Here is a 23,425-nt window from a genome sequence, read left to right on the forward strand (position 1 = left end):
AGGATGTAACGATGTCAGCAGAACCTGTACGGTGTTATTACATTATAATTGCAGCAGGATTATAATACATATTTTTTTCATTCTTCTCATTCTGAGAATCTTACAATAAAGCGATCATGTATAAATTCATTTCGCTTTATACTCAAATCCCAAGGAAACACAATCAAAAATCAAACAGCACGTAGACATGCTTTAACATGTCTGTTTTTGGTGTGCGTATTTTGTGCGATACTATGTGAGGAGGATGAGAAAATGACAAAAAGAAATCAGGATTTTTCAAAAGATATTCTGAGTCTGATCCGAAGCAGTGTTTCTCCGGCAGTTTTAAGTGAAAGGCTGCAGGATTTCCACGAAAACGATCTGGCGGAAGTATTAAGAGAATTAAGCACTGCGGAGCGCAGCAGACTGTACCGTATCCTGGAAAGCAGTATGCTGGCAGATGTTTTTGAATATCTGGAGGAAGAAGAAACCGTAAAATATCTGGAGGAGATGGATGTTAAAAAAGCGGCAGCCATTCTTTCCAAAATGGAAACCGATGCCCTGGCAGATGTTTTAAAGCAGATCGATAAAGAAAAACGCAAGCTTCTGATCCAGCTTCTGGATGAACAGGTGCGGAAAGATATTGAAATGATCCGCTCCTTTGATGAGGATGAGATCGGAAGCAGAATGACAACGAACTGCATTGTGATCCGTGAAAACCTGACCGTAAAGCAGGCCATGAGTGAGCTGGTTTCTCAGGCGGCAGATAATGATAATATTTCTACGATCTTTGCAGTGACGGACAGAGGGGAGTTTTATGGAGCCCTGGATCTGAAGGATCTGATCACAGCAAGACAGGACCACCCTATGGAAGAGCTGATCGTAACTTCCTATCCATATGTGTATGGTACTGAGCAGATCGACGACTGTATGGAACGACTGAAGGATTATTCCGAAGATTCCATTCCTGTGCTGGACGATGACAATCGTTTCCTTGGAGTGATCACATCCGCAGGGATCATCGATCTGGTAGATGATGAGATGGGAGAGGATTATGCAAAGCTGGCCGGTCTGACTGCAGAGGAAGATCTGAAAGAACCTCTTTTTGAAAGCATGAAAAAAAGAATGCCCTGGCTGATCGTTCTTCTGGGCCTTGGTATGCTGGTATCTTCTGTTGTGGGAATGTTTGAAAAAGTAGTTACCTGTCTGCCGATCATCATGTGCTTCCAGTCTCTGATCCTGGATATGGCAGGAAATGTTGGAACCCAGTCCCTGGCTGTAACCATCCGTGTACTGATGGATGAGACGCTGACGGGAAGACAGAAAGCAGAGCTTGTGCTGAAAGAAATGCGGATCGGTCTCTGCAACGGTGGTCTGCTCGGTATTCTGTCTTTTGTACTGATCGGATTGTATATTTTCTTATTCAAAGGAAAAACACTCGTATTTGCCTATGCGGTATCCGGCTGTATCGGATTATCCCTGCTGGTGGCCATGCTGGTATCCAGTGCAGTGGGAACCTGCATACCGCTGTTTTTCAAAAAGGTTGGTGTGGACCCGGCAGTAGCCTCAGGTCCTCTGATCACTACGGTAAATGACCTTGTAGCCGTGATAACATACTATGGAATGAGCTGGATATTCCTGATTGAGATGTTCCACCTGACTGGCTGAGAGTAAAATGCAGCTATGCTCATAAAAAGAGACAGATATCAGAAATCTGTCGAATAACAGAAAAGTTACCAATATAAAAAAATTCCGGATCGAAAGATTCGGGATTTTTCTTTACATACGAACAGAAAGCTACTATAATAAAAGATACGCTTTGCCCGTTTAAAACGTTGCAGAAATAAATACAAACAACGGGCAGAAAAAGAGAACAAAACGATCACATGGGGTGATTGGGGAAAGGAAACAGTAACATGATAGTAACAATGATCGAAAAGGTCTATTCATTTCTGTGGGGAGATCTGATAAGGATCCCGCTTCCGGGAGGAAGTACGCTGGGAATCTCACTTCTGATCCTGCTTCTGATTCCGACTGGTATTTATTTTACCATCCGGACAAAGCTTCTGCCGATCCGTCTTTTTCCGGATATGGTGCGAGCCCTGTCAGAAAAGAAAAGTGACAAAAAAAATCTTTCAGCATTTCAGACGCTGATCGTATCTACAGCTACCCGTGTGGGAATGGGAAACCTGGTCGGTGTGGTAGCTGCAATCTCAGCAGGAGGTGCAGGAGCGGTATTCTGGATGTGGATCACGGCGCTGATCGGTTCCTCCACTGCTTTTATCGAAGCGACCCTGGCACAGCTCTATAAAGAAAAGGATCCTCTTTATGGTGGCTACAGGGGCGGTCCTGCATACTATATCCATCGCTACTGGGAAGAAAAACAGGGCAGAAAACGAAAAAAGGTTCTGCTTTCCGTTCTGTTTGCCATTTCCGGCCTGATTTGCTGGTGTGGGATCAGTCAGGTTATCAGCAATTCCGTCACGGCGTCTTTCAAAAATGCTTTTGATATTCCGCCGCTGTATACTACCATCGTGCTGGTAGTGATCGCAGCTGTGATCGTGCTTCGGAAGAATGCAACGGTTAAAGTTCTGGATATTCTGGTGCCGGTGATGGCAGTGCTTTATTTTGTGATCACACTGTTTATTATATTTACAAATCTCGGAAGTATGCCAGGAGTATTTAAACGGATTTTTGAAGAAGCTTTCGGATTTCGTCAGGCTGCTGCCGGCGGATTTGGCGTCGTGCTGATGAACGGAGTAAAAAGAGGTCTTTTTTCCAATGAAGCGGGAAGCGGCTCCGCTCCCTGTGCAGCAGCGGCAGCAGAATGTGACAGTCCGGTAAAAGCCGGATTTGTCCAGGCCCTGGGTGTATTTGTGGATACGATCGTGATCTGCAGCTGTACAGCCATGATCATGCTTCTGGCACCGGAAAATCTGGTACAGGGACTTTCCGGAATGGAACTTCTTCAGACTGCCATGCATTATCATATGGGACAGTTTGGAGTGATCTTTATTGCTGCAACACTGTTTATGTTCAGCTTTTCCACATTCCTGGGAATCCTGTTTTATGCAAGAGGCAATGTGTCCTATCTTTTCGGTGATAACTGGGGCTCACAGACAGGATATAAGGTGCTGGCACTGGTGATGCTGTTTATCGGTGGGATCGCGGCTTACACATTTGTATGGGATCTGGGAGATGTAGGAATTGGCCTGATGACGATCTTTAATATTTTCATGCTGTATCCTCTTGGGGAAAAAGCACTGAAAGAGCTGAAAATCTATGAATCGGAAAAGAAGAAAAAATAAAACGGTTTACAGACCTTGAGAGCATATGATAATATCAGGGTAAAGCGCTAAAAGAATAAAGAGTTCTGACAGCCGGAAGAAGTCAGACTCTGTGAAATATCAACGGTAAGTTGGATCAAGAGGAGGATATGAAAGATGTATATTACATGTCTGGACGTAGAAGGTGTACTGGTACCGGAGATCTGGATCGCATTTGCAGAGGCAAGCGGAATCCCAGAGCTTAAGAGAACAACCCGTGATGAGCCGGATTATGATAAACTGATGAACTGGAGACTTGGAATTTTGAAGGAGCATGGTCTGGGACTGAAAGAGATCCAGGAGACTATTGCAAAGATCGATCCCCTTCCGGGAGCAAAAGAATTTCTGGATGAGCTGAGATCTTTTTCCCAGGTGATACTGATTAGTGATACCTTTACACAGTTTGCAACTCCACTGATGGAGAAGCTTGGACGACCGACACTTTTCTGTAATTCCCTGGAAGTAGCAGAGAATGGAGAGATCACAGGCTTTAAGATGCGCTGTGAGAAATCCAAGCTGACAACTGTGAAAGCACTGCAGTCCATGGGATTTGAGACTATCGCAAGCGGGGATTCCTACAATGATCTCGGAATGATCCAGGCAAGCAAAGCAGGCTTCCTTTTCCGCAGTACAGAGCAGATCCGTGCAGATCATCCGGAAATTCCTGCTTACGAAGAATACGATGAACTTCTTGCAGCGATCAGAGAAGCGATGAAATGAAGAGGGGAAAACCGGAATGGTCAACGAAAGAATTGTGATCGAAGAGAAAACAAAGGATTATAATGAGGCATGGATAGAAACTTATTTCTGGCAGGAATCGGAAGAACTCTATCCGGGACAGAAGCGTCCGGTCATAGTGATCTGTCCGGGCGGAGCTTATTGCATGACTTCAGACAGAGAAGCAGAAGCCATTGCTGTCCGGTTTATGGGAATGGGCTATCACGCAGTGGTACTTCGTTACAGTGTGGCGCCTGCCAGATATCCGGTGGCTCTACGTCAGCTGGCAAAAACAGTAGCTCTTCTCAGAGAGAACAGCGATAAGTGGCATATTGAAAAGAACAAGATCATTGTATCCGGCTTTTCGGCAGGAGGCCATCTGGCAGCTTCTCTGGGAGTGTTCTGGAATACTGAGGAGCTTGCCGGGATCACGGGAATGGAAAACGAGCGGATCCGTCCCAATGGCATGATCCTGAATTATCCGGTGATCACTTCAGGGAAAGCTGGCCATGAAGAAAGCTTTCGAAATCTTCTGGGAGATCGTTATGAGGAGCTGAAAGATCAGATGTCTCTGGAATTTCAGGTTACGGAAGATACACCCAGAACCTTTATCTGGCATACCTTTGAGGATCAGACGGTGCTGCTGGATAATACACTTCTCTTTGTTCAGGCACTCTATAAAAAGGGCATTCCAGTGGAGTATCACGTTTTTCCGCAGGGTCCCCATGGAATCGGCTTGGCAAATGAGCTGACTGCCAACGAAAACGGCAGAGGGATCGCAAGAGCCTGTGAACCATGGAGTGAGCTTGCAGGAAAATGGCTGAACCGTGAATTCCCATGGTGGAATGGAGCAAAGATTGAAAGATAATACGAGACTGCTATGTCGGATAAAATATCCTTTTTACCGGGAAACCGGTAGAGAGGGTATTTTTTATAATTGTGATGACTGCTGTATTTGTCGGCTGTTTTGTCTGGCCTGTCTGATGAAAAAAGCTTTGCTATAGATCAGTATTCACATTTCAGAAAGAAAGGAATTTTGATAATTATGGATAAAAATCAGATTTTTATTACCAATGGCACGGAATATAAAAGAATGACAAAGGAGCTTCTGGAAAAAGCGGATCTTCAGTCCCATATCGGGGACAGAAAGAAAAAGATCGGAATCAAGCCGAATCTGGTTTCTCCTTCAGAGGCTTCCTGGGGTGCAACGACTCATCCGGAAGTGGTTGCAGGAATTATCGAGTATCTGAAGGAGCATGGCTTCCGGGATATGGTGATGCTGGAGGGATCCTGGGTAGGAGATAAGACAAGGGAGGCCTTTGAGACCTGTGGCTTTGACAGACTTGAGGAAGAGTATCAGGTGCCGTTCTGGGATATGCAGAAGGATAAAGGTGTTTCTGTGGACTGTGGCGGCATGGAGCTGAATGTCTGTGAGCGGGTAAAGGAGCTTGATTTTCTGATTAATGTGCCGGTTCTGAAAGGCCATTGTCAGACAAAGATCACTTGTGCCCTTAAGAATATGAAGGGGTTGATCCCAAATAAGGAAAAGAGACGTTTTCATTCTCTGGGGCTTCATAAACCCATTGCTCATCTGAATATGGGGATACAGCAGGACTTTATTGTTGTGGATAATATCTGCGGGGATCTGGATTTTGAAGATGGCGGAAATCCTGTCGTGATGAACCGTGTAATGGCTGCCTGTGATCCGGTTCTCGTGGACGCGTATGTGTGTCAGATGATGCATTATGAGGTAGCTGAGGTTCCCTATGTGAAGCTGGCAGGTGAGCTTGGGGTGGGCTGCTCAGATATTTCAAAGGCAGATGTCAGATTTCTGGAGGATGGTGCGGATCAGAGGATGCCGGTATCCAGAAAGGTTGTGGAACTTGCGGATGCCGTGGAGGAAGTGGAATCCTGCAGTGCCTGCTACGGGTATCTGATCCCGGCATTGGAGATGCTGAAGGAAGAGGGGCTTTTTGAGAAGCTGGATGAAAAAATCTGCATCGGGCAGGGGTATCGTGGTAAGACGGGCGTGCTTGGTGTGGGACACTGTACCTGTAAGTTTCAGAATTATGTGGAAGGGTGTCCGCCGCTGGAGAGGGATATATATGAGTTTTTGAAAGGGTACATTGGCGAACGGACGCCGGGGAAGTGACAGTCCTCCGGCTGACGTTTCAGCCGGAGAGGTGGAAGCGGACGCGTGGTGTCCTATCCTTACGTTTTGATGAGTTGAGCGTCCGCCGTTGGAGGTGTGGGAAGAATACGTCTTCTTGTTGAAAGGTGTTATGCCGATGAGATCGGCACAGCCTGTCGTTTTAAACAAACGCAGAATCCATCACCCTGTCAACAACGTAACATAACCAAAACGTACGGTTCATAGCGGGGCCAGAGGGAAGGGGTGCAGGGGAGGGGAAACGGCCTTTCGCAACTACGAGTGCTTCCCCTCCCCTGCGGTTTCACTTACGCTTCCAAAGCGTAAAAACATTTTTCAGAAAAAAAGAATCCTAAAGACATCTCTTTACAATCTCAACAATCTGCTCCATAGAAAACCGGCTGCTGTCAATACAGAGATCATACTGTGTCATATCCAGCCATTTGCTGTCTGTAAAGTATTCATAGTAAGCCTTTCTCTCTTTATCCATTTTTTTGACCAGCTTCCGTGCGCTGGCTTCTTCTCTGCCGGTACGGCGTATCACATTCTGAACTCTTTCCTCAAAAGGAGCATGGATAAAAATTTTAAGTGATTTATCCTTCAGGATATTGGTCGCACAGCGGCCGACGATTACGCAGTCCTCTCTCTGCGGAAGGGAAAGAATGATCTTTCTCTGAAGATCATAGAGAACATCATTCATTGGTACAAAGGAGAAATTATCTGTAAACTGCAGCTCGCTGTCAACGGGAAATACCCACTGACTGGCCTTTTTCTCGTCTACCTTTGCCAGGGTGTCGAAGGGGATATTGTTTTTCTTGGCAGCCATGTCGATCAGTTCTTTATCATAAAAACCGATGTCCAGGTTTTCAGCCAGAGTCTTGCCGATAAGGCGTCCGTTGCTTCCAAACATACGATTGATGGTGATAATACGTTTTTCCATAAAGATACCTCCTTTATCTCGGACCGGAAGCAGGAATATCTGATTTCCGGTAGTTTTTCTTACTTCTTTTATAACATATTTCAGTAAAAAATACCAGAAAATAATATATAATACTTAAAATAATATTTAATATATACAAAAACGACGGTAACAGACAGAAAATATGATTAATTATCCGTATTTACATATGAAAAATATCATACCTTTTTCACCGTGTTTTCACAGAAGAGAGATCGGTATCCGAAAGGCGATCGGCGCAGGAAGCCTATTGATGCGCTTCGGTATTCCGGTTGATAAGATATTATAAAAACGTGATTTGTGAGAAGGATTTTTCCTGCCTGAACAAATCGCGTTTTTTTATCTGGAAATCCGCACATTGATAATGTATAATTTATAGCAGTTAAAGGCATGTCCCTGCCGGATTGACAGAACTGATGACCGGGACACTGCCGAGAAAGGGATGACAGTAAATTTGAACATCGTGGAGAAATGTGTTTCATGCCTGAATATAAAAGAATCTTATGATCTGGCCAGGCGCATGGAACAGGAAAAAACAAATCCGGTTCTGGGATACCGTACAGCAGGCTCCCTGGCAGAGCGAAAAACCGGAGATATGCTTTTGGAAGAAATGAAAAAAGCCGGTCTCACACAGGTAGAAAAAGATAAGATCCGTGTGGATGCATGGGAATTTAAGAAAGCGGTGATGCGCTGCCATGACAGAGAGGGAACCTGCCGGGAGATCCAGCTTGGCGCATATCAGACAGATTTTAAGACCAATGGCTTTCAGAAGTTTGATCTTGTATATCTTGGAAAAGGTACAGCCGACGAATATAAGAATATTGATGTGAAAGGAAAGCTGGTTCTTATTGAGATCAATCAGAGAGAAGAATGGTGGATCAACTACCCGGTGTATCAGGCACACCTGAAGGGTGCAGCGGCTTTGATCGCCGTACAGAGCAGGGGATACGCACAGATCGATGATACGGCTCTGAATGCACAGGATATCGCAGGACCTTCCTGTGCGCCTGCATTTTCCATGTCACGGGCAGATTTTCTTATGATCCGCCGGTTAATGGAAGAGAAAAATGAGAATGGGAATCGTGTTCCGGAGCTTTCCGTGGAATTTGATGCGGACACAGAGGTGATCAAAGACCAGTATACCTACAATATCGTTGGCAAAATCCCGGGAACTGATTCGGATTCCATGATCCTGTTAAGCGCTCACTATGATTCCTATTTTGAAGGATTTCAGGACGATAATGCGGCAGTGGCCATGATCATTGGAATTGCCAGGGCGCTGATCCGTGGTGGCTACAAACCTCGCCATACTATTGTGGTATGTGCTCTTGCAGCAGAAGAATGGGGGATTTCCGACACAAAATATGACTGGTCCACAGGTGCTTACCGCCAGGTGTTTGAGGCAAGACCGGAGTGGCAGGGTCGCGTGATCGCAGATTTGAATTTTGAGCTTCCGGCTCATGCACACAGTACCAGAGATGCAGTACGGTGTACCTATGAGTATGCGGATTTTGTGCGCAGCTTCGTGGATACTGTGCAGATGCCGGAGGGGATTTATCCGGAGGGCATGACCACGTTGTATCCCATTGAAACCTGGTCTGATGATTTTACCATGGCTATTTCCGGGATCCCGTCCATGGTCAATGATTTCAGCGGTGGCCCGTTTATGGAAAATTATTATCATTCCCAGTATGATAACCAGGATGTTTATGAGGAAGAGGTATACAGATTCCATCATGAATTTTATCTGAAACTTCTTCTGGCTATTGACAGCCTTGCTCTGCCGCCAATGGATTTCGGGCGGGTATTGGACCAAAGTATTAAGACCCTGGATATGGATCTGTGTATGCAGACTGGCGTCGACAGTACACTCCTTCTGAAAAAAACAGAAGAGGCAAAAAAAACGGCTGCCATCCTTGCAGAGCAGGTACGGCGCTTCAACAGCCTTCCGGAAGAAAAACGTGACTGGAAAAAAGCCGATGCCATTACCGAAAAGCTTCTCGGTGTATTCCGGAAATCTCAGGATTATCTGGTACGTCTGGACTGGGATGATAATGTGATCTTTCCGCAGCAGGCAGTGCAGAACAATCTTTATGCACTGAAGAAAGCTATGGGATATCTGGAAAAGGGAGAGATCGCACCTGCGCTGGAGGCCTTTTACAGTATTGACAACAACTGTTATGCCTTTCAGTTTGAGCGGGAAGTCTTTTATCATTTTACAGAATATATCCTGAAGCAGTCCCCGGATCGCCTGATGTGGGGAAAGGGCAGGATCATCCACCATGAGAACCTTTATGATCTTGTGGAAAGGCTGAAGGAAAAGAAGCCGGGTGACAGCCTGGAGGCGGAAAAGCAGACCCTGAGGGAAGCCTGGGAAAGACAGAAGCATTATTATGAGGATGATATTGAATATCTGATCCGTGCAGTGGAAAAACTCAGGAATCTGATCTGTGAGGTCAGTGATATGTTTGAAAAAAGAACAGAATAAAACCATACCTGGAGGAAAGAATGGAAAGCCAGAATTTATACCGAGTGAAAGAAGAAGATCTGGACAAGCTGATCCGGATATTGACTGTATGTTTTTCGGAGGATCCTCTGTATCATGCACTGATCCCGGACAGGGATACCAGAGAACGGCTGATGCCGGAGCTTTTTACCTGTGATCTTACGGAGTTTTTTGAGACCTGCGAGATCTATGCAGACAGCAGTGAGCTGAACAGTATCCTGGTAGTATCCGACGGAACGGAGCATGAAGCAGCCTTACATAATCTGATGGTGGATTTTTTTGCCCTTCTGAAAACAGATGGCTATCTGATCAAAGAGGATCCAAGTCTTGCGACCCTGCGGAAATTCATCCAGGGAAAAGACTATCTGAATTCCAGCTGGACTTCCCAGCTTCATACAGCAGAAAGGCTTCATGTGATCTATCTGGCAGTGGCGCCGAAGATGCAGCATCACGGTCTTGCTGAAAAACTGATGGATGAGGTGATTGATTATGCGGACAGGCATAAGCTGATGATCTCTCTGGAAACCCATAATCCGGCAAATGTTTCCATGTATGAGAAATTCGGATTTAAATTATATGGCATTGTACAGAAAAAAGGATTTGATCTGAAGCAGTACTGCATGATCAAACAGGCATAGGAGGAATTAGGATGCAACGAAAATGGTGGCATGACAAGGTGGTATATCAGATATACCCCAAGAGCTTTTATGATTCTAACGGAGACGGGATCGGAGACATCCCGGGAATCATCAGCAAGCTTGATTATCTGAAGGAACTGGGAGCAGATATCCTCTGGCTTTCCCCGATTTATAAATCTCCGCTTGCAGACCAGGGATATGACATTGCAGATTATTATGCTATTGATCCGAGGTTTGGGACCATGGAGGATATGGATCGTCTGATCGCAGAAGCAAAAAAAAGAGAAATGTACATCCTTATGGATCTGGTGGTGAATCACTGCTCCGATGAGCATGAGTGGTTTCAGGAGGCCATTAAGGATCCGGACGGAAAGTATGGAAATTTCTTTTATATCCGGGACAAAAAGGATGACAAGGCTCCCTGCAACTGGAGAAGCTATTTCGGTGGCCCGGTATGGGAAGAGCTTCCGGGACATCCGGATAAACAGTATCTCCATGTATTCCACAAAAAGCAGCCGGATCTCAACTGGGAGAATCCTGAAGTAAGAGAGGAAGTCTACAAAAACATCCGCTGGTGGATGGAAAAGGGGCTTGGAGGATTCCGTATTGATGCCATTATCAATATCAAGAAGAAGCTTCCATTTTCTGATTATCCTGCCGATCGTGCAGACGGGCTCTGCAGCATCGAGAGGATGCTGGAGGAGGCAGAGGGGATTGGAGAATTCCTGGGAGAGATGGCTGAGAAGTGCTTTCATCCCTATGATGCTTTTACTGTAGGAGAGGTATTCAATGAGAAGGAAGATGAGATCAAAGATTTTATCGGAGAAAACGGATACTTTTCATCCATGTTTGATTTTGAGGAAACCTGTTACGGAAAGAGCGAGGATGGCTGGTATGCATCCAAACCGTACCTGACTCCGGAAGAGTACAAGAAGTGTATTTTCCATACTCAGAAAAGGATCGGGGATACTGGTATGATCTCCAACATTATTGAGAATCATGATGAGCCAAGAGGTGTCTGTCACTATATTTCTCCGGAAGACCGCTGTCCGGATTCAAGGAAGCTCCTGGCAGGTGTTTATTTCCTGCTGAAGGGAATTCCGTTTATTTATCAGGGGCAGGAGATCGGTATGGAAAATATGGAGTTTACTTCTATGGACCAGATCGATGACATCAGTACCATCGATGAATACCAGGTAGCGCTCCGTGCCGGATGCAGTGAAAAAGAAGCGCTTGATGCTGCTTCCGCATTTTCCAGAGACAATGCCAGAACTCCGGTACAGTGGAGCGCAGAGAAAAATGCGGGATTTTCAAAAGGAGAGCCGTGGCTTGGGGTTAATCCGAATTATAAGGAGATCAATATAGAGTCCCAGTTAACGGACAGTGACTCCCTCCTTTCTTTCTACAAAAAGCTGACTGCACTGAGAAAAGCTCCGGAATATAAAGAAACGCTTGTATACGGAACATTCGCTCCATATCAGGAAGAACAGAAGAATCTGATCGCATATACAAGAAACGGTGAGAAAAATCTTCTGATCCTGGGAAATATGCAGGCACAGTCACAGAAGGTATCTTTGCCGGGAGAAGTGAAAAAGGTGCTTCTGAATAATCAGAAAGCTGTGGAGATCACAGAAAAGGAGATTGTTTTGAAACCGTATCAGTTTATCGTTCTGGAGACAGCTGACTAATGCGGCGTCAGAACAGCAGAGAAAAAACAATAGCTATTTAGCTGACAGTCTGTTAAAATAAATGTTCGGCTGAAAAAACAGCCGTAAAGAAAGAGAATGAGAATTCAGAAGGGAATAAAGTATGCTGAAGATAAAGAATTATGTAAAGGCAGAAAGCCTTGAACAGGCATATGAACTGAACCAGAAAAGAACAGCCTGTGTGCTGGGCGGTATGGTCTGGCTGAAAATGGGAAACCGGAACATCATGACAGCCATTGATCTGTCAGGTCTTGGGCTGGATACTATTACAGAAACAGAAGAAGCATTTGTGATCGGCTGCATGACACCACTTCATGCGCTGGAAACCCATAAAGAGCTGAATGCCTATACAAACGGTGCTATCCGGGAAAGTGTACGGCACATTGTGGGTGTGCAGTTTCGAAACTGTGCCACAGTGGGCGGAAGTATTTTCGGAAGATTCGGGTTTTCCGATGTACTGACCATGTTTCTGGCACTGGATACCTGGGTGGAGCTGTATAATGGCGGAACCATTCCGCTGGCACAGTTTGCATCCATGGAAAAGGATAACGATATCCTGGTAAATATCATTGTAAAAAAACAGCCGCTGAACAGTGTGTACTTAAGTCAGCGGAACAATTCCACAGATTTTCCTGTGCTCACCTGTGCGGCCGCTCTTATTGACGGAAAAGCAAGAACTGTCATTGGGGCCAGACCCGGAAAAGCAATGATCGTGGAAGATGAAGAGGGAATTTTAAAAGATTTTGTACAGATGAATGTACAGCAGAAAAAGGATGCAGCAGCTTCTTTTGCTGCATATGCAGCGGAACATGTTCCTACAGACAAGAACATGCGTGCTTCAAAAGAATACAGGAGTCTTCTTGTGAAAGTCCTCACGAGAAGAGCCTGGGAAGAGATCGGAGGGAGAGCAGAATGAATATCACTTTCTGGCTGAATGGTGTAAAACGGCAGGCAGAGGTACGTCCGGATGAACTGCTTCTGGATTTCCTGCGGAAAAACAGCTGTTACAGCGTAAAACGTGGCTGTGAGACTGCAAACTGTGGTCTCTGTACTGTGCTGATGGATGAACGTCCGGTACTGTCCTGCTCCATGCTGGCTGCCCGCGCAGACGGGAAACGGATCGTGACTCTGGAGGGAATGCAGGAGGAAGCAAAGGAATTCGGAGCTTTTATGGCAAATGAGGGAGCAGAGCAGTGCGGTTTCTGCAATCCGGGATTTATCATGAATGTATTTGCCATGTTAAAGGAACTGGAAGATCCCACAGAAGAGGATATCCTGGAGTATCTTTCCGGAAATCTGTGCCGTTGCTCGGGATTTGTGGGACAGACCAGAAGTATCCTGAAATTTCTTGACTATAAAAAAGGACAGGAGGAAGGAAAATGAAATACGTAAACAAGCCAGTGCCAAAAACAGATGCAATGTCGCTGGTAACCGGAAAACCGGTCTATACCGATGATCTTGCACCTTCTGACTGCCTGATCGTCAAGATCTTAAGAAGTCCTCATGCAAATGCCTGGGTGGAAGAAATCAAGACAGATGCGGCAAAGAAGATCGAGGGGATTGCCTGTGTTCTGACCTATGAGGATGTTTCTCACAAAAGATTTACTCTGGCCGGACAGACAGCGCCTGAGATCAGTCCATGGGATCGTTATATCATAGATAAGCATGTGCGTTTTGTAGGTGATCCGGTTGCCATCGTAGCTGGTGAGACAGAAGAGGCAGTAGATAAAGCCCTGAAACGCATTAAGGTAAAATATCGTGTGGAGGAAGCAGTTCTGGATATCCACACAGCCAAGGATAATCCCATTCTGGTGCACCCGGAGGATGACTGGTATATGCCGATCCCGGCCGGCGGAGATAATAAGCGTAATCTCTGTTCCTCCAATGTAGAAGAAGTGGGTGATGTGGATGCTATGCTGGAGAAATGTGCGTATACAGTAGACCAGGTTTACCACACAAAGGCAAATCAGCAGACCATGATGGAGACCTTCCGCACCTACTGTTATATGGACCATTTTCAGAGACTGACGGTGGTTTCTTCCACCCAGATCCCGTTTCATATCCGAAGGATCGTAGGAAACGCGCTGAACATTCCTTCTTCCAAAGTTCGTGTGATCAAGCCGCGTATCGGCGGGGGCTTTGGTGCAAAACAGTCTTCTGTCAGTGAGGTTTTCCCGGCATTGGTAACATGGGTTACCGGGCGTCCGTCCAAAATCGTTTTTTCCAGAAAGGAATCCATGATCGCGTCTTCTCCGCGTCATGAGATGGAAGTCCATATCCGTATGGGTGCAGACGAAAGCGGTATTGTAAAGGCAATCGATCTTTATACTCTTTCCAACACCGGTGCCTATGGAGAGCATGGGCCTACAACCGTAGGACTTTCAGGCCACAAATCCATTGCGCTGTATCGTCATACGGAAGCTTACCGTTTTGCTTATGATGTTGTTTACACCAATATGCAGGCAGCTGGCGCTTATCGTGGCTATGGTGCCACACAGGGTATTTTTGCTGTGGAGTCCGCAGCAGATGAGCTGGCTCATAAGATGGGGATGGATCCGGTAAAATTCCGTGAGCTGAACATGCCTATGGAGGGAGAGGCACTTCCGGGATATCCGGATGTACCGGTCAATGGCAGCTGTACCATGGATAAATGTCTTGCCCGTGCAAAGGAAATGATCGGATGGGATGAGAAATATCCGTTCCGTGATATGGGTAACGGTAAAGTACGGGGTGTCGGCATTGCTATGGCCATGCAGGGCTCATCTATTGCAGGGATCGATGTCGGCGGAGCAGACATTAAATTAAATGAGGATGGTTCCTATACCCTGGCACTTGGATGTTCTGATATGGGAACCGGCTGTGATACCATTCTTGCTCAGATGGCAGCAGACTGTCTGGATACAGATATGAAAAATATCGTGGTATTCAGTGTGGATACAGATATTTCTCCTTATGATTCCGGTTCTTATGCATCTTCCACAACCTACGCTACCGGAAATGCCGTGATCCAGGCCTGCGGAGAACTCAGAAAGAGAATCCACGCTTTTGGCGCACAGATGCTTGGAGTATCAGCTGAGGATTCTGATTTTGACGGAGAAAAAGTATGCACAGAAGACGGAAAAGAGGTAACGCTGCAGCAGATCGCAGGAAAAGCGACCTGTGGAGTCTGCAGTGAGCTTCAGGTTGTAAAAGAATATTCTTCTCCGATCTCTCCGCCACCGTTTATGGTAGGTGCCGCTGAAGTGGAGGTCGATAAAGAGACCGGACAGATCGATGTCATTGACTATGTGGGCGTGATCGACTGTGGAACCCCGATCAATCCAAATCTTGCCAGAGTACAGGCAGAAGGCGGTATTGGTCAGGGAATCGGAATGGTTCTGTATGAGGATGTGCAGTATACAGATAAGGGAAAGATCCGTAATAATTCTTTTATGCAGTATAAGATCCCCAATCGTATGGATATTCCGAAGGTGCGGATCGAGTTTGAGAGCAGCTACGAGAAGACAGGTCCTTTCGGTGCAAAATCCATTGGTGAGCTTGTGATCGATACACCATGTCCGGCTATTGCCAATGCAGTTTATAATGCAACAGGTGTACGTGTCCGAGAACTTCCGATCACTCCGGAGAAGGTTGCAATGGGAATCCTTGCCAGAGAAACCGGAGAGAAGGTGTGAAATGCAGGAGCTGATACTGGCAATTGCCGGACTGATCCTGGAGCTGCTGGTATTTTTCTGTGCAGGAAGTCTGCTGACACGGATACTGAAAATTAAGGCGGAAATAACCATGGAACTGGTCCTGGGATATCTTCTGTATTTTGCGGTTTTTGAGATACTTGCAGTTCCTATGACACTGAAATGGGTAAAACTGAGTGCCTTTTCGTATCTGTGGATGGCGATCATGGCAGCTTGTGTACTGGCTGCATGTCTGTTCGCGCATAAACTTTGGAAGGGACAGCTGGACCGGATAGGAGAAACATTTCGGAAACATTCACTGCTGCTGCTTTTGGTAGCTGCGGCAGTGATCCTGCAGTGTTTTCTGGTGGCTGCATATCAGGACGTTACTGCAGATGCAACACATTATATTGGTGCAGTAAGCACTTCTGTGTATACAGACACTCTTGCCCGATACAGTCCGCTTACCGGTGTGATCCAGAGAAATTTTAATCTCCGCTATGATCTTTCTGCATATCCGATGAACAATGCGGTGTGGTGTGTCCTTCTGGGCATCCACCCGATCGTTCAGTCCAAGGTCGTGATGTCTGTGATCAACATGCTGATGATCAATCTTCTGATCTACCAGATCGGAAAAAGCCTTTTTCGTGGAGATGAAAAAAAAGCAGACCTGATGGTTCTTTTTGTGTGCCTGATGCAATTGTTTTCTTTTTCTATCTATACAACAGGAACCTTTGCGTTTATGCGGGTTTATGAAGGGAAGGCCCTGCTGGCAAATATTTCCATTCCGGCGGCGCTTCTGGTAAGTATACGTCTCTGGCTCAACAAAGATGGCAGAAATAAAGAAAGCTGGGTGCTGCTTTTCATTGCGGCCGTCAGTGCGCTGACGTTTTCAGGATCCTCCCTTATTTATCCGGCAGTAGTCAGTACGGCGATCCTTCCGGTGATGGTGCTGAAGAAAAAGCTTTCCTACGCAATTCCCTATGCGCTTTGTATGCTGCCGGGATTCTTGTATGCCCTGGTTTATTTTTCGGCAAAGCTTGGATGGATCGCATTTCCGGCATCATAGGAAACTGGGAAGATACCATGGATAGGAGAAGAAAATGGCGGGAGTAACAATTGAAGAACTGGGATTGCGTTTTGTGCAGATCTGTATGGAGAATTACTGGAGCGGCTGTCTGCTGCCTGTATTTTTTCTGGCAGGTGTACTCTGGGATATTTTTTACCGCAGGAGAAAAGAATCCAGAGTGTTCCTGTATTATCTGGTCTTTCTGGCACTTACGGTATATAATCCGGTTCTTGTAAAATATGTGATACCAAAGGTGCATTTTGAAAGTGAATATTATCGTTTTATCTGGATCCTTCCGGTGATCCCGGGTGCTGCCTATTATGTTGTACGGATCGTGGAAGCGGTAAGGTTTCGATGGCTGAAAGTTGTAACAGCGCTGATCCTTGCGGCAGTGATCGTCACTACGGGGAAACCTGTGCCCGGCATTGCAAAAGATTATGTGATGGCGGAAAATATCTATAAAGTCCCGAATGAGCTGCGTTCAGTATGCGATGTGATCCATCAGGACTGCGATAAAGAACAACCCAAGGTTGTTTTTGACAATGAGCTGAATCTGGTGGCAAGACAGTATGATCCTTCACTGATCCTTGTTCTGGATCGTAATTTTACCCTGTATCGTGCAGGAAGTACTGTGGTAGGAAACTACGAAAACAGCAAGGCCTACCAGATCCAGAAAGTGATCATGGATGTGATAAGTTATCAGATGGATGTAGGAATCGATAAGTTCCGGCAGGTATTGAAAAGAACGGAAACCGATTATCTCGTTCTTCCGGTAAATCTTACAAATCATGACTATATCCGTCAGGCAGGATGTACCCCTGTTGCGCAGACAGAAAAATATGTGGTATACAGGTTTGAAGGGTGAATGTGTTCACCCTTCTGGCCTGGGAAAATGACTAAAGTGCGTAAAATGATACTGAGAACGGAGTGAACAGCAACCATAAAATGTGTGATGAATATGTACTGTTTAAAAAAATCTTTACAATTTCATGGATTTGTGTTAAAATCATAAACAGTGTAAACCTACTTTGATAATTTCATACCTGAATTTAGAAGTTATGTTTTTCATTATGCACCTGTAGCTCAGTGGATAGAGCAGTGGTTTCCGGTACCATGTGCGGGGGTTCGATTCCCTTCAGGTGTGTTACCCGGAACAGTGGGAATTGTTCCGGCGTGTTGTTATGATAAGGAGGACAAGAACTTGGATGATTTCAGAGAATGGTTATCAGATAACCTTCGCTATTTTATGTTAGGCGGAGCCATTCTGGTGATCGTGCTTGTTCTGATCTTTGGCGTCCGCGCCTGTGTTGGAGGTAAGAAGGGGAATTCCAATGAAGATCAGACAACAGCCCAAAGTAACCAGGAAAATGATCCTTCTTCTCCGGCAAATGATGGGGAGACAGACGAGAAGAAAGACGCCAGTCCCGCGGCAGATACGGATGCGGAGACAACCATGGAAAAAGCCAGCACGGAAGTAACCGAGCTGATTCAGAGCTATTATAAAGCTTTTAGGGAAAAAGACATTGCAACACTTAAGACGATCGAGGACGGATTTACGCCGGCTGACGAGTCGCAGGTTAATTCAAGGGATTATATTGATGGGTATGAGGTACAGAATGTTTACGCTAAGAAGGGACTGACGGACGATTCGTATGTCGTTTATGTAGTCTTTAATTATATCTGTACTGGAATTGAGACTCCGGTTCCGGCACTGAGCCAGTTTTATGTGGAGACGGGCAGTGACGGCAATCTGAAGATCAAAGGTGGTGCTGATGACGATGCAGATATCAGTGCCTATGTGAAAAAACTGGAATCTGAGAAGGATGTGCAGGAGCTTATCACAAAGGTGAAGGCAGACTATGAAGCTGCGCAGGAGAGTGATTCCTCTCTGGCAGAATTCCTTCAGGGCCTTGGTGAAGATGCCAGTGCTTCCGCAGATGCAGGGACAATGCTTACAGTTACAGAGGACTGTAATGTTCGTGCTTCCGCAGATTCAGAGGGTGAGGTTATCGGTGGTTTTTCTGCAGGAACGGAAGTTGAAAAGAAGGGGCAGGAAGGCGACTGGATACAGGTTGATTATGATGGACAGACCGGTTATGTCTATAGTGGTCTGTTAGAATAATAAGGGTTAACAAAAATGCAGGTTCCGGAAGAACCTGCATTTTTGTTGTTCTGATATAACGAAAGATCATTTTCTGAGCGAACCGTCTGCTGCCAATATGTATTTTTTTCCATTTACGGTGATGGTTCCGGTCTGCATGATTCCGTCTTCGTCCAGATAATAACGTTTTTTACCCAGGGTGATCCAGCCGGTCTGCATGATCCCATCCTTGTTGAAATAATATCGATGAGCATCTGTGTCGGTAAGCCATCCGGTATAGGCGGTTCCGTCAACCATAAATTTCCAGTTGGTGCCATCTGGTGTCCAGACTCCGTTTTCCGCCTCCGGCGAAACCTTTTCTGTTTCGGGAATCTCTGTGGGAACAGGAGACGGTGTGGCGGAAGGCGAGGGAGCGCCGGAAGATATAGATGCATCTGTATGGTGATCGCGATCTGAACCTGGTTCAATAGCCGAAATATCGCTTGTATTTACGGAAATTACGGAAGTACTGCTGTTTTCAAAAGGACCGGCCGATGACTGGGTAAAGAGAATACCGCAGATCAGACACAGGAAAACAGTGACAAAGATCAGCAGCCGTTTTATGCGTGGAGTACGTTCTGACATGTTTTTCCTCCTGATATTTAAGTACATTTCTGTTTATCATACAATAATGAGCAGGAAAATACAAGAAAAATAACCGGTTGCGAACACCTGAGAAAAAATATATAATAGAACAATGGACGAAAAAATCAGAATCAATAAATATTTAAGCGATATAGGAGTCTGCTCAAGAAGAGAGGCAGACCGACTGACAGAAGCGGGGAGAGTTACTGCCAATGGAGAACTGGTTTCCACAGGAATGAAGATCCTCCCGGATGCGGAGATCTGTATTGACGGAAAGCCTGTAAAAAAACAGGAAAAAAAGATCCTGCTTCTTTTTCATAAGCCAAAAGGGATTGTCTGTAGCACCAGACAACAGCGGAATGAGATGACAGTAACAGAATATCTGGATTATCCGGTGCGGGTTTATCCCATAGGACGGCTGGATAAAGATTCCGAAGGCCTGCTTCTCCTTACCAATGAAGGAGATCTGGTGAACCGCATCATGAAGGCGGGAAACTATCATGAAAAGGAATATCAGGTAACCGTGAATAAACCGGTGACAGAAGAATTTATCCGTGGCATGAGTGGCGGGGTGCCGATTCTTGATACGGTCACACGTCCCTGCAAGGTTACAAAAACAGGTAAGAACAGTTTTTGTATCATCCTTACCCAGGGGCTGAACCGCCAGATCCGTCGTATGTGTGAATATTTCGGATATAAAGTCGTAACACTGAAACGTGTTCGGATCATGAATCTGCACCTTGATGGCCTGGAAGAGGGGAAATATCGTGAGATCCGGCCGGAAGAACGAAAAGAACTGGAGGAGATGCTTTCCTCCGAAAAATCAGAAAAAAGGACGGGAGGAAGCCATGAACGAATCATCCATAAAAAAAATGAAAGAGCTGGGAGAAAAGCTCCGGGAAGCGTCCAGGGCCTATTATCAGGAAGACAGGGAGATCATGTCCAACGTGGAGTACGACGCCCTGTACGACACTCTGAGCGCACTGGAGAAAGAAACAGGGATCGTTCTGGCAGACAGTCCAACCGTTAATGTAGGATATGAGGCAGTGGAACAGCTCCCCAAGGAGGAACATGAGAGTCCGATGCTGTCCCTGGACAAGACTAAAGAGAGAGAAGCCTTGAGAGAGTTTATGGGGGAACATCCTACACTTTTATCCTGGAAGCTGGATGGCTTGACGATCGTGCTTACCTATGAAAACGGAGAGCTTATAAAGGCAGTTACCAGGGGAAATGGTATTGTGGGAGAGGTTATTACCAATAATGCCAGAGTATTTAAGAACATACCCCTGAAAATTTCTTTTAAAGGGAGACTGGTCCTTCGCGGAGAAGCCATCATTACCTATTCGGATTTTGAAAAGATCAACGAAACCATCGGAGATGCAGATGCCAAATACAAAAATCCCAGAAATCTCTGCAGTGGTTCTGTCCGTCAGCTGAATAATGAAATTACAGCGAAGAGAAACGTACGGTTTTATGCTTTTTCTTTAGTGAGCGCGGAAGGTGTGGATTTCCGAAATTCCAGGGAGGTGCAGTTCCGGTGGCTGAATAAACAGGGCTTTGAGGTTGTGGAATATCGAAAAGTCACAGCAGAAACTCTGGATGAAGCGATGGATTACTTTGCGGAAGCAGTTACGACCAATGATTTTCCGTCAGATGGGCTTGTGGCATTGTATGATGATATTGCTTACGGAGAATCGCTGGGAACTACGGCCAAGTTTCCAAGGAACGCCATGGCATTTAAATGGGCCGATGAGATGCGTGATACGAGACTTCTGGAGATTGAGTGGAGCCCGTCCAGGACCGGACTGATCAATCCGGTAGCAATTTTTGAGCCGGTGGAACTGGAAGGCACCACAGTGAGCAGAGCCAGTGTGCATAACATCAGTATCATGAAGGAACTGAAACTGGGGATCGGAGATACCATTCGTGTATACAAAGCAAATATGATCATTCCTCAGATCGCGGAAAATCTGACCGGAAGCGGTAATGCACCGATCCCGCATAACTGCCCGGCCTGCGGACAGGAAACGATAGTGAAGAAAGAAAACGATGTGGAATGTCTTTTCTGCGTCAATCCGGGGTGCCCGGCCAAGAAGATCAAGTCCTTTGGGCTTTTTACAAGCAGGGATGCCATGAATATCGACGGACTTTCCGAGGCAACACTGGAGAAATTTATTGCCAGGGGATTTATCCATGACTTTGGCGATATTTTTGAGATCAGCCGGTATAAAGATGAGATTGTGGAAATGGAAGGCTTTGGGCAGAAATCCTATGATAATCTTATGGAAAGTCTGGAACGGGCGAAAGAGACCACACTTCCAAGGGTGATCTACAGTCTTGGGATCGCAAATATCGGTCTGGCTAATGCAAAAGTGATCTGCCGCCATTTTGACAATGATCTGGACAGGATACGTCATGCCAGTCTGGAAGAGGTCAGTGATATTGATACCATCGGGCCGGTCATTGCCGGAAATCTGGTAGCTTATTTTAAGGATGAGGATAACAATCGCCGCCTGGATCATCTGATGAGCTTTCTTCATATTCAGGAGGACAGTCCCAAACAGGAACAGATCTTTGAAGGAATGAATTTTGTGATCACAGGAAGTCTGGTGCACTTTGGAAATCGAAGTGAGGCCAAAGAGCTGATCGAATCCCTGGGAGGCAAGGTTACCGGTTCAGTTACCAAAAAGACCAATTATCTGATCAATAACGATATCCAGTCCAATTCATCCAAAAACAAAAAGGCAAGAGAACTGGGAATTCCGATCCTTTCAGAAGAAGATTTTCGGAAACTTGCCGGAGTGCAGTAAAGGCCGTACAGACTGGAGATACTTTTTATCTGAAGAAAAAAGCCGAGCGGCTCCTTTGTAAGAGACGCTTCATATATAAGGAGGGCAAACAATGCCGATCAAAACACAGGGGGATCTTCCGGTAAAGGAGATCCTCGAGAGAGAAAATATATTTGTAATGGACGAAAAACGTGCCATGCACCAGGATATCCGTCCGATCCAGATTCTGATCCTGAATCTGATGCCGCTGAAAGAAGAAACAGAGCTGCAGCTTCTGCGTTCCCTTTCCAATACACCGCTGCAGGTGGATGTAACATTTATGGCTGTGGAGAGCCATGAAGCGAAGAATACATCACTCAGCCATCTGAACAAGTTTTATGAAACGTTCACTGATATAAAGAAACGTAAATTTGATGGAATGATCATTACAGGAGCACCGGTGGAGCAGATGCCTTTTGAGGAAGTGGATTACTGGAATGAGCTGACTGAGATCATGGATTGGACTGAGAAGCATGTGACTTCCACAATCTTTCTCTGCTGGGCAGCGCAGGCCAGTCTCTATCATTTTTATGGTCTGGAGAAAAAACCTCTGGATAAGAAAATGTTCGGACTTTTCCAGCACAGGGTACTGAACCGTAAGATCCCGCTGGTCCGGGGCTTTGATGATGTATTTCTTGCGCCGCATTCCAGGCACACAGAAGTTCCCATTGCAGATATCCATGCATGCAAAGATCTTACGGTCCTGGCGGAAAGCGAAGAGGCTGGTCTGTTCCTTGCAATGGCAGAGGGAGGCCGTAAAATCTTTGTTATGGGACATCCGGAATACGACCGCGTGACTTTGGATGGCGAATATAAGAGAGATCTTGCCAAGGGCTTGCCTATTGAAATCCCGAAGAACTATTACAAAGATGACGATCCAAACAACAAACCACTCCTTACCTGGAGAGCCCATGCCAACAATCTGTATACGAACTGGCTGAATTATTACGTATACCAGAGTACTCCGTATGACCTGTACGGGACACCGGATTTTAGGGAACTGTAAGGAATATGAAATAAGTATTGGCATAAGCCCATAAATCGTAGATAAAGCTATGATTTATGGGTTTATTTTAGATTGTCGCTCACGAATATCTTCCCTGAAAAATTTTCCTACAAAATGTAGGAATAAATGCAATGTTTATGGTATGAA

Annotated in this window: 18 protein-coding genes, 1 tRNA gene and 1 pseudogene; 18 read left to right on the forward strand and 2 right to left on the reverse strand. The window is 45.7% G+C overall.

Going from position 1 to position 23,425, the window contains the following annotated elements; translation table 11 throughout:
* Positions 1 to 252: 252 nt before the first annotated feature.
* The 5 genes from mgtE to DWX61_RS03230 all read left to right on the forward strand — a co-directional run bounded on the left by mgtE (position 253) and on the right by DWX61_RS03230 (position 6,174).
* Positions 253 to 1,647 (forward strand): magnesium transporter, encoded by a 1,395-nt coding sequence (mgtE, locus tag DWX61_RS03210; protein ID WP_118623760.1) that lies wholly within the window; start codon positions 253 to 255, stop codon positions 1,645 to 1,647.
* A 248-nt stretch (positions 1,648 to 1,895) separates the two neighbouring features.
* Positions 1,896 to 3,287 (forward strand): alanine/glycine:cation symporter family protein, encoded by a 1,392-nt coding sequence (locus DWX61_RS03215; RefSeq protein WP_110102164.1) that lies wholly within the window; start codon positions 1,896 to 1,898, stop codon positions 3,285 to 3,287.
* 135 nt (positions 3,288 to 3,422) lie between these two features.
* Positions 3,423 to 4,025 carry a bifunctional phosphoserine phosphatase/homoserine phosphotransferase ThrH gene (thrH, locus tag DWX61_RS03220; protein WP_015524708.1) on the forward strand — a complete coding sequence of 201 codons (603 nt, stop codon included), beginning with the start codon at positions 3,423 to 3,425 and terminating at the stop codon, positions 4,023 to 4,025.
* 16 nt (positions 4,026 to 4,041) lie between these two features.
* Positions 4,042 to 4,890 (forward strand): alpha/beta hydrolase, encoded by an 849-nt coding sequence (locus DWX61_RS03225; RefSeq protein WP_118623762.1) that lies wholly within the window; start codon positions 4,042 to 4,044, stop codon positions 4,888 to 4,890.
* Positions 4,891 to 5,067: 177 nt separating this feature from the next.
* Positions 5,068 to 6,174, forward strand: a complete 1,107-nt coding sequence (locus tag DWX61_RS03230; protein ID WP_118623764.1) for a DUF362 domain-containing protein — start codon at positions 5,068 to 5,070, stop codon at positions 6,172 to 6,174.
* A 349-nt stretch (positions 6,175 to 6,523) separates the two neighbouring features.
* On the opposite strand, the gene DWX61_RS03235 is transcribed toward DWX61_RS03230, so the two are convergent.
* Positions 6,524 to 7,111, reverse strand: coding sequence for a cytidylate kinase-like family protein (locus DWX61_RS03235; protein WP_118515872.1), 588 nt, complete (start codon positions 7,109 to 7,111; stop codon positions 6,524 to 6,526).
* Positions 7,112 to 7,571: 460 nt separating this feature from the next.
* Between DWX61_RS03235 and DWX61_RS03240 the strand changes: the two genes are divergently transcribed.
* From DWX61_RS03240 to DWX61_RS03285, 10 genes are all read left to right on the forward strand, one after another.
* Positions 7,572 to 9,617 carry a M28 family peptidase gene (locus tag DWX61_RS03240; protein ID WP_286188050.1) on the forward strand — a complete coding sequence of 682 codons (2,046 nt, stop codon included), beginning with the start codon at positions 7,572 to 7,574 and terminating at the stop codon, positions 9,615 to 9,617.
* A gap of 20 nt (positions 9,618 to 9,637) precedes the next feature.
* Positions 9,638 to 10,273 carry a GNAT family N-acetyltransferase gene (locus DWX61_RS03245; protein WP_118515873.1) on the forward strand — a complete coding sequence of 212 codons (636 nt, stop codon included), beginning with the start codon at positions 9,638 to 9,640 and terminating at the stop codon, positions 10,271 to 10,273.
* An 11-nt stretch (positions 10,274 to 10,284) separates the two neighbouring features.
* Positions 10,285 to 11,961, forward strand: coding sequence for an alpha-glucosidase (locus DWX61_RS03250; RefSeq protein ID WP_118623766.1), 1,677 nt, complete (start codon positions 10,285 to 10,287; stop codon positions 11,959 to 11,961).
* 121 nt (positions 11,962 to 12,082) lie between these two features.
* Positions 12,083 to 12,895, forward strand: coding sequence for an FAD binding domain-containing protein (locus DWX61_RS03255; RefSeq protein ID WP_118623768.1), 813 nt, complete (start codon positions 12,083 to 12,085; stop codon positions 12,893 to 12,895).
* On the forward strand, positions 12,892 to 13,362 hold the full coding sequence (locus DWX61_RS03260) for a (2Fe-2S)-binding protein (RefSeq protein ID WP_015524717.1): 471 nt from the start codon (positions 12,892 to 12,894) through the stop codon (positions 13,360 to 13,362). Before DWX61_RS03255 ends, DWX61_RS03260 begins: the two co-directional genes overlap by 4 nt.
* Positions 13,359 to 15,653 (forward strand): xanthine dehydrogenase family protein molybdopterin-binding subunit, encoded by a 2,295-nt coding sequence (locus DWX61_RS03265; RefSeq protein ID WP_118623770.1) that lies wholly within the window; start codon positions 13,359 to 13,361, stop codon positions 15,651 to 15,653. Before DWX61_RS03260 ends, DWX61_RS03265 begins: the two co-directional genes overlap by 4 nt.
* Position 15,654: 1 nt before the next feature.
* A complete protein-coding gene (locus DWX61_RS03270; RefSeq protein ID WP_118623772.1) occupies positions 15,655 to 16,719 on the forward strand; it encodes a DUF6077 domain-containing protein in 1,065 nt (354 codons plus the stop codon).
* 34 nt (positions 16,720 to 16,753) lie between these two features.
* Entirely contained in the window at positions 16,754 to 17,584 is an 831-nt protein-coding gene (locus DWX61_RS03275) for a hypothetical protein (protein WP_118623774.1), read from the forward strand.
* Between the two features lie 207 nt (positions 17,585 to 17,791).
* Positions 17,792 to 17,863, forward strand: a tRNA-Arg gene (locus tag DWX61_RS03280).
* Between the two features lie 57 nt (positions 17,864 to 17,920).
* The gene (locus DWX61_RS03285) at positions 17,921 to 18,841 is read left to right on the forward strand and encodes an SH3 domain-containing protein (protein WP_286188051.1); all 921 of its coding nucleotides are present in this window, start codon (positions 17,921 to 17,923) and stop codon (positions 18,839 to 18,841) included.
* A gap of 66 nt (positions 18,842 to 18,907) precedes the next feature.
* Here the strand turns inward: DWX61_RS03285 and DWX61_RS19155 are convergent, their stop codons facing one another.
* Positions 18,908 to 19,444 (reverse strand): N-acetylmuramoyl-L-alanine amidase family protein, encoded by a 537-nt coding sequence (locus DWX61_RS19155; RefSeq protein WP_244791121.1) that lies wholly within the window; start codon positions 19,442 to 19,444, stop codon positions 18,908 to 18,910.
* 112 nt (positions 19,445 to 19,556) lie between these two features.
* On the opposite strand from DWX61_RS19155, the pseudogene DWX61_RS03295 reads away from it, so the two are divergent.
* The 3 genes and pseudogenes from DWX61_RS03295 to metA form a co-directional block, all read left to right on the forward strand.
* A pseudogene (locus tag DWX61_RS03295) lies at positions 19,557 to 20,207 on the forward strand (pseudouridine synthase); the annotation flags it as partial.
* An 85-nt stretch (positions 20,208 to 20,292) separates the two neighbouring features.
* Entirely contained in the window at positions 20,293 to 22,254 is a 1,962-nt protein-coding gene (gene ligA / locus DWX61_RS03300) for an NAD-dependent DNA ligase LigA (RefSeq protein ID WP_118623776.1), read from the forward strand.
* A gap of 91 nt (positions 22,255 to 22,345) precedes the next feature.
* Complete coding sequence (gene metA, locus DWX61_RS03305; protein WP_118515882.1) at positions 22,346 to 23,278, forward strand: homoserine O-acetyltransferase MetA; 933 nt, start codon at positions 22,346 to 22,348, stop codon at positions 23,276 to 23,278.
* Positions 23,279 to 23,425 lie beyond the last annotated feature (147 nt).

Source organism: Ruminococcus sp. AF20-12LB (assembly GCF_003478985.1).
In the GTDB taxonomy this organism is placed as follows: domain Bacteria; phylum Bacillota; class Clostridia; order Lachnospirales; family Lachnospiraceae; genus Blautia_A.